Consider the following 12,879-nt stretch of genomic DNA (forward strand, 5'->3'; position numbering starts at 1 on the left):
AGGACTGGTAGAGGTGTCAGAAGAGTCACCTGGCAGGTAGCTCGGACATCCCCGACGGGGGTCGGAGAGCCGTCTACCAACCATGTGTTCAATGACTCTCAGCGCTGGCGCTGAGGTCCATGGCATCGAAATTAATCGGCACACTGTTGAGTTCTCAAGTAACAGACACCCGAACCACTCGTCTCAGAACCTGCGTTCTGATCGCTGGCGACCCGGTGTTGTTCAGGTCTTTCAGTTTTTGTCTTGCTTCGCTTTAGATCTTAGCAGATCCTCCGCGTTCTTCGCAATTTCTTGCGATTTCGCTTCCGGCTTGGTTTCTTTCGCCTTTCGCATTTCCGATCTTAGCAGATCGGTTCTGCGTCCTGCGCTTCCACCTGGCCTTCGGCCCGCTCGGGGTTATTCACTCCCTCGCGGTGCTCCAGACTGTATCGGTACTTGTTTCCCGCTTCCAAATCGGCCGTTCGCCGGCCGTTCGGAATGCGAATCCAGGTTCCGACACCGAGAGAACACGACGCGGCCGACGCCATTGGGCCCGGACAGGACTCAAGACGACGACTTTGACGATCGGGTTGGCTCTCGCTGAAGATCACCCCGGGTGACCATCCGCTCGCGCGGTGCGTCCCTTAGGGGCAACGTCGTGAAAACTTAGTCCGCGTGCGGCGCTGTGTCAAGCCCGCTGATCACGGACGGGGTAGTACTGCTCAAAGGGCCAGTGCTGTTCAGAAAGACAGTGCTGTTCGGGAGAGGCAGTGGTGTTCAGGAGAGGCAGTGGTGTTCGGAAGAGGCGGTGCCCTTCGGACAGCGCACTGCTGATTCGGATGCCGGGCTTGCGGCAGCCCGGCCGGCGGTCGGTCGGGGGGTCAGTCCTCGTAGTGCGGGGGACGGTCGGCCATCAGTTCCAGCAGCCGGGCGGTGTCCCCGGATCCGGAGGTGGCGGACGGATCCCGGTCCCCGAGATCGTCTTCGGTCTGCTCCGGGAGCACGTCCCCGAACAACTCGTCCCAGTCCACGACGCGCTCGTCGGCGTCCCAGCCAGAGTTCTCACTCATGGCCACCAGTGTAGGGCAGCCGGGGCGGGTGGGCGGCGCCACCCAACACTTGACAGTTTGTTCCGGCACCTGTCAGTCTCGTCTTACAGGTGATAGCGAGGAAGTCACCAGGAACGAGGAGGCGGCCCTGAACACCGAGGAACTGCTGGCGAAGCTGGGCGCCGTGGGCCACGCCCAGCGGCTGCGCATCGTCGCCGAGCTGTACACCTCGGCCCGGGACGGCGGCCGCGTCCACGTCAGCGAACTGGCCCGGCGGCTGGGCCTGTCACGTCCGCTGCTCTATATGCACCTGGAGCGGCTGGAGGCGGCGGGACTGGTGGTCGGCCATCTGGAGCTGTCCGAGGACGGCAAGGCCATGAAGTATTTCGAGCTCATGCCGTTCGCGCTGACGCTCGATGCGGAGACGATCGCCGAGACCGTGGCACGGGACGCGGAGCCCACCGGGACGGACGCGAACACGAAGGGTGGAATCGGATGAACACGGGAGTCGTGCTCGCCGACGGGAGCAGCGGCGGGAACAGCGGGATCATCGCGGTGGTGATCGTCGCGATCATCTTCACGGCCATCGCCGTGAGCATCGTGTCGTTCTTCCAGTTGCAGAAGCACCGGGCGGACTCGGTGGCCTACGCCGCCTACCGCAAGCTCGCGGAGGAGGCGGTCGAGAAGCAGGACCAGCTGCTCACCGAGCTGCGGGCCCTGGACCTCAAGGTCGGTGAGATCGAGCATCTTCTGAGGAGCGTCGAATGAGCGCCCAGGACCCGGCCGAGCTGTACGACACCCCGGTCTGGACCCGCCTGCGGATGCACCGCAACCCGCTCCGGATGGCCGTCTCGTCGGGGGTCTGGGCCTCGGCCTGGTACCTGGTCAGCTATCTGGTCGTCGGCACCGTGCTGTTCGGCCTGGTCTTCACGATGGCCGTGACCTCGGCCGCGCTGGTGATCATCTGGCTCGGCCTGCCCCTGCTGATCGGCACCGCCTACTTCATCCGCGGCTGCGTGGTGCTGGAGCACGGACGGACCCGGGCCGTGGTGCCCGAGGGCCTGCCGGCCCTGGAGCCGATGCCCACCGCCGACGGGTTCTTCGCGAACCTGAAGGCGGTGTGGCAGGACCGGGTGACCCAGCGGGGCCTGGCCCACTTCACCCTGCTCTACGTCCCGCTGCTGGCGCTGAGCACGGTCGTGTTCGCGATCTGGGTGTCCTTCCTGGGGACGGTCACGCTCCCGATCTGGTACCGGTACATCCCCAACGAGTTCGACGGCGAGCGGATCCACGGCATGGCCTGGGGCTACTTCCCGCACGGCCCGCACGGCAAGGACGCCGTCGGCTTCTTCATCGGCAGCGACCTGTCGGCGTCCGTTGCAGCGGCCGTCGCCCTGGCCCTGTTCCTGGCCTGGAACTACGTCCTGGTCGCCACCGCCCGGGTGCACGCGAACGCCCTGCGCGTCGTGGTCGCCGGACGGGACCCGCTGGGCCCGGCGCGGCGGGTGCTGTCCTCCCCCGGGCCGCTGAGCACCGCCACGCACGTCACCGACAGCGGCGAGGGCGCGGGCGCCGAACGCGCCCCGGAAGCAGCCTGATCCGCACGGAACAGCCGCACGAAGCAGTCCCGCACACGTAAAGCCCCGCACATGTAAGTCCCGCACAGGCACGGCCCGCACCAGCACGACCGGCACCGACGACAAGGGCCGGGCAGATGTTGCAGCATCCGCCCGGCCAGGCAAGACCCCGCACCAGCCAGTCACGTCAGCTCTCACACATCGATGGCCCAGCCATGGAGGGGATCTCTCATGTCCAAGCTAGCAGCACGTCCGCCCTTGGTGGAAAGGGTGGCGGGCTGGAGCGCCCGCCACAAGAAGACCGCGGTCTTCGGCTGGCTCGCCCTGATCGTCGCGGCGGTCGTGATCGGGGGGATGGCGAGCACGGCCAAGAAGGATTCCTACGATCCGGGCGAGGCCGGCCGCGCCGAGCGCGCGCTCCACGACTCCGGCGTCTCGCAGCAGAGCGAGAACGTCCTCGTGCAGAGCCTGTCCGGGGCCTCGTTCGCCACCGACAAGGACTTCCGGGCCGCGGTCTCCGACGTCGCCGCCGCGCTGCGCGCCGTTCCGGACGTCGCCGCGCAGGTCCGCTCCCCGCTCGACGACGCCGCCGAGGGCAAGGCGCTGCTCGCCAAGGACGGCAAGTCCGCCCTGGTCGCCTTCGTGGTGGCCGGCGACAAGGACAAGGCCCCGGACACGGTCGCCAAGGCGCTGAAGACCGTCGACCAGCTCCAGGCCTCGCATCCCGGCGTCCGCATCGAGGAGGCCGGCACCGCCTCGGTCGGCAAGGCGATCAACGACATCGTGGCCCAGGGGCTGCAACGCGCCGAGTTCAGCTCGGTGCCGGTGACCCTGTTCCTGCTGGTCGTGGTCTTCGGCGCATTGGTCGCGGCCTCGATCCCGCTGCTGCTGGCGCTGACCGCGGTGGCCGCCTCGATCTCGCTGCTGGCGATCCCCGGCCACTGGCTGCCGATCAGCGAGAGCACCTCCTCGGTCGTGCTGCTCATCGGCATGGCGGTGGGCGTGGACTACTCGCTGTTCTACATCCGCCGCGAGCGTGAGGAGCGGGCCCGGGGCCGGTCGCCGCGCGAAGCGCTGCGGATCGCGGCCGCCACCTCCGGCCGTTCCATCGTGGTGTCCGGGCTGACGGTGATGGCCTGCCTCGGCGGGCTGTTCCTGACCGGCATCGACGAGTTCTCCGGCTGGAGCATCGGCACCATCCTGGTGGTCGGCATGGCGATGCTCGGCTCGGTGACCGTGGTCCCGGCGCTGCTGTCCTGGTTCGGCGACCGCGTCGACAAGGGCCGCGTGCCGTTCCTGGGCAAGCGCCGGACCGTGGCCCGCGAGTCCCGGTTCTGGCGGTTCCTGATGCAGCGCGTCGTGCGGCGTCCGCTGCTGTGGGGCCTGCCGGTGTTCCTCGGGCTGGTCGCCCTGGCCGTGCCGGCCATCGGGCTGAAGGCGAAGAACTCCGGCGGCGTCGACCTGACGTACGGCAAGCCGATCAGCCACACCCTGGAGCGGCTCCAGACCGCGTTCCCGGGCGGGCCCGCGCCGGCGCAGCTGGTCGTGCACGGCGATCCGCAGGTCCTGCGGGGTCAGCAGCTGGCCGGGGCGATCACCTCACTGCGCCAGATGGTGCCCGGCGGCGCCCAGGTCACCACGGAGACCAGCGCCGACGGCCACTACCTGGTGGTCTCGGTGCCGCTGGCCGGCGACGGCGCGGACAGCGCCTCGGCGGCCGCGCTCGGCGACCTGCGCTCCCGGGTGCTGCCCGCCACGCTCGGCCACGTCTCCGGCATCGACTACAACGTCGGCGGCGAGGCGGCCGGGCAGAGCGACTTCAGCGACCGGCTGCACAGCACCACTCCGCTGGTCGTCGGGTTCGTGCTGCTGCTGGCCTTCGTGCTGATGATCTCGGCGTTCCGGTCGCTGGCGATCGCCGTGACCGCCGTCGTGGTGAACCTGCTGTCGGTCTTCGCCTCCTACGGCGTGGTGCGGTGGATCTTCCAGGACGGCCACCTGGAGAAGCAGCTCGGCTTCCACGCCTACGGCGGCGTCGTGGCCTGGCTCCCGCTGTTCATGTTCGTGATCCTGTTCGGGCTCTCGATGGACTACCACGTGTTCGTCGTGAGCCGGATCCGCGAGCTGCGGCTGCGCGGGGTGCCGACCCGGGACGCGGTCGCCGGGGGCATCAGCTCCTCGGCCGGCGTGGTGAGCAGCGCCGCGATGATCATGGTGGCGGTGTTCTCGCTGTTCGCCTTCATGCCCTTCGCGCCGATGAAGATGATCGGCGTCGGGATGGCGTTCGCGGTGGCGCTGGACGCGACCGTGGTCCGCGGGGTGCTGGTGCCGGCGATCATGAGCCTGCTCGGCGAGCGGAACTGGACGCTGCCGCGCGCGCTGCGGTGGATCCCCGGGATCTCGCTGGAGAAGTCGGCGCCGCCGATTCCGGGGCGGACCTTCGAGCCGGGGCGGGTCCCGATCGGTTAAGGGATAACACCGGTAACGCATAAGCGGACTGCGGCGTCGAATCGACGCCGCAGTCCGCTTATGCGTTTTTGCCAGACGCGTCTCTAAGCGATCGCCTGCGCGATCTCCTCCAGCCGCTCGGGGTCGTTGATCACCTGGATCGCCACCACCTTGCCGCCGACGACGGTGAACGCCATCAGCGCGAACGGCTTGCCGTCCTTGGTGGCGAACGCGCCCGGCGTGCCGTTGACGAGCACCGGCCGGACGAACGGCGCCATGTGCCGGGCCAGCGCGGCCTGCGAGGCGACAGTCTCGGCGCCGGTGAGGACCACGCCCCGTCGGGGGCGCAGGAGGCCGCCGTCGGCCCGCAGGACGACGTCCGGGTGCAGCACAGCGACCAGCGCCTGGAAGTCGCCGTCCCGCGCGGCGGCGAAGAAGGCGTCGACGGCGGCGCGCTGGGTGGCCAGGTCCGGATCCGGGACCGGGGCCTGGCCCTCGACCCGGCGGCGGGCCCGGCTGGCCAGCTGCCGGGTCGCGGCCGGCGTCTTCTCCAGGACCTCGGCGATCTCCTCGAACGGCACGGCGAACATGTCGTGGAGCACGAACGCGAAGCGCTCGGCCGGGGCCAGCGTGTCCAGCACGATCATCATCGCCAGGCCGACCGAGTCCGCCGTCAGCGCGAGGGTCTCGGGGTTGGTGTCGTCCTCGGCGCAGACCACGGGATCGGGGATGTGGACTTCCAGGGAGTCCTCACGGCGCCGCGCGCGCGACCGCAGCATGTTCAGGCAGACGCGGGCAACGATGGTGATCAGCCAGGCGTCGTAGTTCCGGATCTCCTCCGTCTCCGGACCCTGGTTCCCGGCCAGGGCGGCGTCGGCCCGGAGCCAGGCCTCCTGGAGGGCGTCGTCGGATTCGCTGAGAGATCCGAGCATCCGGTAGGCCACCGCGCGCAGCCTGGGCCGATACTCGCGGAACCGCTCGGCCAGGAACTCTCCGTCCGACATCTGTCGTACCTTTCTCAGTCGCCGTGTTTCCCCCAAGAGATATCAAGGAGCGATCATGGCCGGGAGGATCTGTCGAAAGGGGCCACCTTGACCGCCGCCCGACTCCGCGCGCTGCCGGGGTGGCTGCTGCGCAATCCCGCTTTCTGGTACGTGGCGACGTTGGCGATCGTCGGGAAGGTCGAGGAGCGGATCTCCGCCGACCGGCTACAGCGCTTGATGGGCTGGGCGTCGACGAATCTGGACAACCTGCGGCCGGCCGGGCATCCGGCGGAGGCGTTCGTGGCGTCGGCGTTCGTGCCGCAGGAGTCGGCCGGGGTGTGGCCGCTGTTCGCGCTGTCGGTCTTCAGCGTGGTGGCGGTGCTGGGAGCGCGCAAGGCCGTGATGCTGCTGGCCGCGGTGCACATCGGCGTGAGCATCGTGACGGAGGGACTGGTGTGGTGGCGCATACATCAAGGATCGCTGCCGAGTTCCGAGGCGCATGACTGGGACACCGGGCCGTCGTACCTGGTGGTCGCCGCGATGGTCGTGGCCATCGGCTGCGCGCGGCAACTGTGGGTGCGCGTGCTGTGGGCTATAGCGTTGGCCGGGGCGACGCCGAGTCTGTTGCAGAACATCGAGGACGCCGACTACACAGCCATCGGTCACATACTGTCGTTCTCTATAGGGCTCACCGTGGTGATCCATATGCGTTACACGCGGCGCGTCGACGTTGAGGCTCTCCCTGGGGACGTAAGAGATATGAGCCCTGAGGCGGTCGCGGCGCCTGCCGGTCCCCACTGAGGCGTACGTGGGCGTAGGCCTATAGGAGGGGTGCGAATAGACCTTCGGCGGCTATCGGTGAGCGAGGTTCCGAGGCGAACCTGGATGTATGACCACGATGGTTCTGTCCGCCCCGGACTGCCGCCGCCACAGCGGCTCGCATGATGTGGCTGAGCTGTACGAACAGCACCGGCTGCCGCTGACCCGGCTGGCCGTGCTCATGCTTGGTGACACGGCGAGCGCCGAGGACGCGGTGCAGGAGGTGTTCGTCAAGCTCTGGTCCCGGTGCGAGTTGCTGGAGAACGTCGCTAGCCCGCCTTCTTATCTGCGGACCGCTGTAGTGAACCGCGCGCGGTCGGTGCAGCGGCGACGGAAGACGGAGCGGGAGCATCTTCCGGAGTTCGTGCCGAGTGTCGAGCCGGCGGAAGCGACGGCGCTGCTGCCGTTGGAGCATCGCGAGGTCTTGGAGGCCGTGCGGGCGTTGCCCATACGGCAGCGCGATGTTCTGATTCTCCGATATTGGGCGGATCTGTCCGAAGCGGAGATCGCGCGGACGCTGGGGATCACCCGGGGGACTGTGAAGTCCGCCACGAGTCGGGGGATGCAGACGTTGACGCGGCAGTTGCGGGATGGAAGGTCTGCTTAAGCGCTGAAGCGCGGAAGCCCTCTGTGAAATAGCAGCGACCGGTCGCAGAGCTCATCGGGCGACCGGCCGCAGTCTGTGCGCCGACGGGGATCAGGCGTCGGCGGTGGCGCCGGCCGTGGTGTCGGCAGTCGTGTCGGCCGCGGCGTCCGCGTCGGCCGGCGCCTCGCTGCGCGCCTTGGCCAGGTGGGCGGACGGGACCACCAGCACCGGCCGACGGGCGTGCTTCAGAACCTTCGCCGAGACGCTGCCCACCAGCAGCGAGTGCAGCCCGGTGAGGCCGCGGGAGCCGGTCACGACGAGGTCGGCGTCGAGTTCGTCGGCGAGGCGGTCGATGGTGTCGGCGACGGACTGGGCGCCCTCGGACTCCCAGCGGGCGGTGGCCTTCAGGCCGAGCTCGGCGGCCAGCTTCGCGCCGGACTCGGCGACCTGCTCGGCACCCTTGGCGACGACGGCTTCCTCGTCCTCGGAGACGGTGACGCCGACGAACGCCTCGGCGACTCCCATCTGGGCCATCAGCGGCTCCCACACGGTGAGCAGGACGGCTTCGCGGCCGGGGAAGGTCTTGGCGGCGTATTCCAGGGCGGTCTTGGCGTCCGCGGAACCGTCGTACGCGATGAGAAGGGTGCCTGCCATGGTGGGTTCTCCTTCGGTGTGACCTTCGAATCCGTGCTCGTCGTGGTAACGCTGGCGCGGTTTAGATCATTCCATCGGATGAGACAAAGGGCGTGTCCGGACCGCCGGTCAGGGCGTTGACATTCAACGGGATCACCGGGATCCCCGTCAGCGTCTTCGGGAGGTCTGGATGGGTATGCGCAGGAGCAGGGCGGCAGCGGTCGTGGCGGCCGGAGTGATGGCCGCGGGCGTCGTCGCCGCCGGGGCCGGGACCGCGTCGGCGGCCGCCGGGCCGACCGGTCGGGTGTGCATCTTCGACGCCCCTGACGGTGCGTACGGGCTCGGACACGTGGCGTGGGCCTACCGGTGGTCGGACGGAAGCGGCAGCTGGGACTACGGAGCGACGGAGTCGAGTCACAACTGGCGTAAGAGCGGCACAGAGAAGCAGATGCTGCACGACTTCGCGACGCTCGACGAGTCCGGCGGCTACCGCAGCTACCGGTGCAAGGACACGGCCGCGGACGACCAGGCGGCGGCGACCGCCACCGCGACGGCCGGGTTCGCCCGGTCCTACGACCTGGCCACCGACAACTGTCTGACGCGCTCGATCGAGATCTTCAAGGCGTACGACGGGTCGGGCGGCCTGAACGGGCTCGACGACGGCCGGTACACGTTCCCCAACGCGTATTTCAACTACGCGCTCCCCGGATGGGGGCCGGAGACGAAGCTCTGAGCCGCCGGGCCGGAAGCTCGGAGCTCGGAGCTCGGAGTCCGAAGCTCGGAACTCGGAACTCGGAGCCTCGGAGAGCTCAGGTTGCCGTGAAGGCGCGGAGCGTCGAGCCGTAGCCGATGTAGACGTGGTCGGAGTCGGCGGCCACGTGCCAGTACTGATCGCTGTTCTTCGCGGGCGTCTTCTCGTGGAACTGCCACAGTGTGCGGCCGGTGGCGGCGTCGAGGGCGACGAGGGTCTGGGAGAAGCGATCGACGACGTAGAGGTTTCCCCCGCCGAGCGCCATCTCGCATTCGAGGCTCGGGGTGAAGAACTGCTTGGGCCAAGAGGCGCGCCACCGCAGCGCGCCGTCGGCGGCCCCGTAGGCGACGATCGTGTCGGTGCCGAGCACGACCTCGGCGGCGGCGTAGACGAGGGTGTCGTCGGCGACGACGGCGTGGAACATGCCGTCGTCGCCGCCTTCGGAGACGCCGGCCGGCCACAGGTGTTTCCCGTGCTGGTCGAGGGCGTAGAGGCGGTTGGTGGCCCAGTAGACGGTCGCCCCGTGGCCGGCGACGGAGGTGGCGAAGGCGGCGTCCCGGCCGCCGCTCCGGGCGACGGCGTCCTCGGCGGTCCAGGCCAGATCGCCGTCCGCGACGCTGTAGGCGGCGAGCTGGAAGTTGTTCGGGCGGGAGACGACGACCAGGCCGGCGCCCGCGCTGAAATAGGGCATGCCGTCGAAAGGGGCCACCGGGGTGTTCCAGGTCGGTCTGTGAGCCTTCGGGTCGGCGGCCCACAGACCGGGGCCGCCGTCGCCGCCGGGCGTGCTCAGCGCCCAGGCCACGACGGCGTCGGGCGACGCGCCGACCAGCCCGGCCCGAACCCAGCGCGGGGGCGGCGGAGCACTCCACAGCTGGGTGGCGTCGGTGCTCGACAAGGCGTCGAGCTCGCCGCCGGGGGTGAGCGCGTAGACGGTGCCGCCGTCCACCGGGAGACGGCTCTCGCTGAAAGTCCCGGAAGCGTCCACGGGCACCGACCAGCCCGGTTCGCCGCTGGCGCCGTCGTAGGCGGCGATCCCGGCGCCGCCGGCCAGGACGAGGCCGCCGGCCGCGGTGAGGGCGTCGACGCCGTGGAGCACGGACCTCGTCCACAGCGGGTCCTTGAGCGGGCCGCCGATCAGCCCCGGCCGGGCCACGGTGGGGAGCTCGGCGCCGGAGGCGGCGTTGGGGCGCGGGCCGGCCTCGCCGCCGGTGGGCTTGGTGTCGCCGCCGGGCATCTTGTCGATGCCGAGGGCGATGCCGCCGGCGGTCAGGCCGAGGGCGCCGAGGAGGAGGAACTTGCGGCGGGTGGGATAGGGCTGTGTTCCGGAACTCTTGGCGGGTCTCGGCGCGGGTCTCGGCGTGGGTTTCAGGGCGGAGTTCTTGGCGGCCGCCTCGCCGGGGTTCTGCTTCGGGATCCTCGGCGACGGCTGATCGGCCGGACCGGAATCGTCGAAAAGGATCAGCAGCTCGGCGAACGAGGGGCGGGCGCTCGGATCGATGGCCAGGCACCGGGTGACGATCTCGCGCAGGCCCTCGGGGATCGAGGCGACAACGATTGCGGTGGGGGTTGTGACGGTGGGGGTTGTGGCGGTGACGGCGGCGGCGGAATCCGAGTCCGACGAAGCCTCCCGCGCCCCTGTCGACCGTGCAGGTCCGGAACCGGCCAGCCTCTTGCCTGTCGCGGCGAAGGCGAGTAGCGCGCCGAAGGCCTGGACCTCGGCTGCCGCGGTCGGCCGCTTCTGCCCGGCGGGCGGCTCCGAGTCCATGATCAACCGCGGCCCGTCCGCGGTCACCAGCACGTTCTCGGGCGTCAGCTCCCGATGGACGCGCCTGGAGCGGCGCGCGGCCCGCAACTCCTCCGCGAGTCCGGCGCCGAGCCACCGCAGCGCCGCCGGGTCCAGCGGACCGCCGACGGCGACGTTGTCGGCCAGCGAGCGCCCGCCGGCCGGGCCGAGGGGCTCCACGGGGTCGGCGGAACGGCCGGGACGCGTCATGTGACCAGCATACTTATCCGGTCGGGGACCGGCCCCGGACCGCGGCCCGGGGGGCCTGCGGGTACTGATTCACTCTGGACTTCGGGGGATGCACGGTGGCTCAGCCGACCGACTGGAGGATCCTGGGTTTCGACTCCGTCCCGATCCCGCAGGATCCCGACGACCTGCACACCTGGGCGCGGATGTGGCACGACTACGCCGACGAGATCGCGCGGGCCCAGGCCGGGACCACCGGGCTGCTCGCCGATCCGGCGATCACCGGCTGGATGGGCAGGTCCGGGCAGGCGTTCAAGGACGCCTGCGCGCCGTTCCCGGGCATGCTCGGCACGGCCGAGACCGCGTATCGCAGCGTCGGGGACGCGTGGGACGACCTGAGCAAGCAGGTCCGCACCCTCCAGGGGCAGCTCGACGGCTACTGGAACCAGGCGAACGCGCTGCTCCAGAAGATGAGGGCGGACGGCGGCCTGTCCGAGGAGGACGCCCTGACATGCGCGACCGCGGACTCCGACGCCCGGATGGTCGAGCTGATGAAGTCCAGCCACATGGAGACGCGCAGCAGCCTGGGCCAGGACGGCTTCCTGAACGCCCTGGACGCGCTGTCGGCGTCCCGGCTGGCGCTGGAGCCGCTGCGGGCGAAGATGCCGAACCTGTACGAGCAGTACACCGGGGCCAAGGCCAAGTGTGAGAACACCATCAACGATGCCACCGACCTGGCGTCCAGGATCCTGAAGTCGGCCGGCGGCACCGGGGCCAAGTCGATGGACTTCGACCAGCGCTTCGCCGCGCTCGGCGGCAGCGTCGCGGACCTGGTCCTGAACCCGGACGCCGCGCTGGGCCTGGAGGACGCCATGTTCCCGGGGCCGGGCTCGGACTCCTCCGAGGTCTCCTGGTGGTGGGCCTCGCTGAGCCAGGCCGAGCGCGACCAGCTGATCAAGGAGCACGCCGACATCGTCGGCGCGCTGAACGGGATCCCCTGCGCCGACCGGGACAAGGCGAACCGCTCGGTGCTGGCCTCCCAGCTCACGAGTGTCCAGGACCGGTTGAAGGTGCTGGACGCGTCCCAGCCGGACAAGGACACCGACGGCGCCGACTGGGACAAGTGGAATGCCGAGCGCAACGCGCTGAAGGACCAGCTCAAGGGACTCCAGGCGATCGACGCCCGGCTCCACGACCAGAACGGTATGCCGCCGGCGTTCCTGATCGGGCTGGACCGGCAGGGGCTGGGCCACGCCATCGTCGCGATCAACAACCCGGACACCGCGAACAACGTGATCACCTATGTGCCGGGCACGACCGCGCGGCTGGGCACCATCGGCGCCGACATCAGCCGCTCCGACCGGATGGTCGGCTCGGCGAACGACGCCAGCAACGGGACCCAGGTGACCTCGTCGATCACCTGGGTCGGCTACGACGCCCCGCAGAGCATCGAGTTCGACTCCCCGTTCGCGGACTACGCGGACGCGGCCGAGGGCAAGCTGCGCGACTTCGAGGCCGCCATCCGCACGACCCACCAGGGCGCGCCGTCGCTGAACACGATCATCGGGCACAGCTACGGCACGACAGCGATCGGATTCGCGATGCGCGACTACGGCCTGCCGGTGGACCGCGTCGTCTTCGTCGGCAGCCCGGGCGTGGGCGTAGACCACGCCTCGGACCTGCACATCGACCCGTCCCGGTTCTGGGCCGGGGCCTCGGCGAACGACCCGGTGCCGCAGCTGAACACGTACGGGAACGCGGCGCTGCTGGCGATCCCGATCGCCGGGGCGTATCTGTCGTACCTCAACGACGGCGGTACGCACGGCGGCTGGTTCGGCCAGAACCCGGCGGCACCGGAGTTCGGCGGACAGATCCTGCCGACCGCGAACGGCAAGCCGGTGACGGACGGCGGGTCGCACTCGCAATACTGGGACCCCAACTCGCCGTCGCTGAAGGCGATCGGCCAGATCGTGGTCGGAGGGACTCCGCATGTCTGAACGGGGGCGGTTGATGGGGCGATCGGTCGGGCGATCGGTCGGGCGATCGAGGGGACGGACGGCTTCGCGGCGCGTCGGCGCGGCGGCA

At 69.8% G+C, this 12,879-nt stretch carries 12 protein-coding genes; 8 read left to right on the forward strand and 4 right to left on the reverse strand.

Going from position 1 to position 12,879, the window contains the following annotated elements; genetic code table 11:
• Positions 1–860: 860 nt before the first annotated feature.
• The gene (locus ABD481_RS06545) at positions 861–1,049 is read right to left on the reverse strand and encodes a hypothetical protein (RefSeq protein ID WP_344664623.1); all 189 of its coding nucleotides are present in this window, start codon (positions 1,047–1,049) and stop codon (positions 861–863) included.
• Positions 1,050–1,176: 127 nt separating this feature from the next.
• Between ABD481_RS06545 and ABD481_RS06550 the strand changes: the two genes are divergently transcribed.
• The 4 genes from ABD481_RS06550 (at position 1,177) to ABD481_RS06565 (ending at position 5,074) form a co-directional block, all read left to right on the forward strand.
• Positions 1,177–1,527: an ArsR/SmtB family transcription factor gene (locus ABD481_RS06550; RefSeq protein ID WP_344664882.1), complete on the forward strand. Its 351-nt coding sequence runs from the start codon at positions 1,177–1,179 to the stop codon at positions 1,525–1,527.
• Entirely contained in the window at positions 1,524–1,796 is a 273-nt protein-coding gene (locus ABD481_RS06555; protein WP_344664624.1) for a hypothetical protein, read from the forward strand. The genes ABD481_RS06550 and ABD481_RS06555 overlap by 4 nt, the downstream gene beginning before the upstream one ends.
• Positions 1,793–2,626: a sensor domain-containing protein gene (locus tag ABD481_RS06560; protein ID WP_344664625.1), complete on the forward strand. Its 834-nt coding sequence runs from the start codon at positions 1,793–1,795 to the stop codon at positions 2,624–2,626. The genes ABD481_RS06555 and ABD481_RS06560 overlap by 4 nt, the downstream gene beginning before the upstream one ends.
• Positions 2,627–2,836: 210 nt before the next feature.
• Entirely contained in the window at positions 2,837–5,074 is a 2,238-nt protein-coding gene (locus tag ABD481_RS06565) for an MMPL family transporter (protein ID WP_344664626.1), read from the forward strand.
• An 83-nt stretch (positions 5,075–5,157) separates the two neighbouring features.
• Here ABD481_RS06565 and ABD481_RS06570 read toward each other — a convergent pair whose 3' ends face one another.
• A complete protein-coding gene (locus ABD481_RS06570) occupies positions 5,158–6,057 on the reverse strand; it encodes a sigma-70 family RNA polymerase sigma factor (RefSeq protein ID WP_344664627.1) in 900 nt (299 codons plus the stop codon).
• Between the two features lie 87 nt (positions 6,058–6,144).
• Here ABD481_RS06570 and ABD481_RS06575 point away from each other — a divergent pair, with 87 nt between their 5' ends.
• Together ABD481_RS06575 and ABD481_RS06580 are read left to right on the forward strand one after the other, a co-directional pair.
• Positions 6,145–6,837 (forward strand): rhomboid-like protein, encoded by a 693-nt coding sequence (locus ABD481_RS06575; RefSeq protein ID WP_344664628.1) that lies wholly within the window; start codon positions 6,145–6,147, stop codon positions 6,835–6,837.
• Between the two features lie 88 nt (positions 6,838–6,925).
• Positions 6,926–7,462: an RNA polymerase sigma factor gene (locus ABD481_RS06580; RefSeq protein ID WP_344664629.1), complete on the forward strand. Its 537-nt coding sequence runs from the start codon at positions 6,926–6,928 to the stop codon at positions 7,460–7,462.
• Between the two features lie 90 nt (positions 7,463–7,552).
• On the opposite strand, the gene ABD481_RS06585 is transcribed toward ABD481_RS06580, so the two are convergent.
• Positions 7,553–8,095 (reverse strand): universal stress protein, encoded by a 543-nt coding sequence (locus tag ABD481_RS06585; RefSeq protein ID WP_344664630.1) that lies wholly within the window; start codon positions 8,093–8,095, stop codon positions 7,553–7,555.
• 169 nt (positions 8,096–8,264) lie between these two features.
• Between ABD481_RS06585 and ABD481_RS06590 the strand changes: the two genes are divergently transcribed.
• Entirely contained in the window at positions 8,265–8,807 is a 543-nt protein-coding gene (locus ABD481_RS06590) for a hypothetical protein (RefSeq protein WP_344664631.1), read from the forward strand.
• A gap of 76 nt (positions 8,808–8,883) precedes the next feature.
• On the opposite strand, the gene ABD481_RS06595 is transcribed toward ABD481_RS06590, so the two are convergent.
• A complete protein-coding gene (locus ABD481_RS06595; protein ID WP_344664632.1) occupies positions 8,884–10,818 on the reverse strand; it encodes an outer membrane protein assembly factor BamB family protein in 1,935 nt (644 codons plus the stop codon).
• A gap of 95 nt (positions 10,819–10,913) precedes the next feature.
• On the opposite strand from ABD481_RS06595, the gene ABD481_RS06600 reads away from it, so the two are divergent.
• On the forward strand, positions 10,914–12,791 hold the full coding sequence (locus ABD481_RS06600; protein WP_344664633.1) for an alpha/beta hydrolase: 1,878 nt from the start codon (positions 10,914–10,916) through the stop codon (positions 12,789–12,791).
• Positions 12,792–12,879 lie beyond the last annotated feature (88 nt).

Source organism: Catenulispora yoronensis (assembly GCF_039531695.1).
In the GTDB taxonomy this organism is placed as follows: Bacteria; Actinomycetota; Actinomycetes; order Streptomycetales; family Catenulisporaceae; genus Catenulispora; species Catenulispora yoronensis.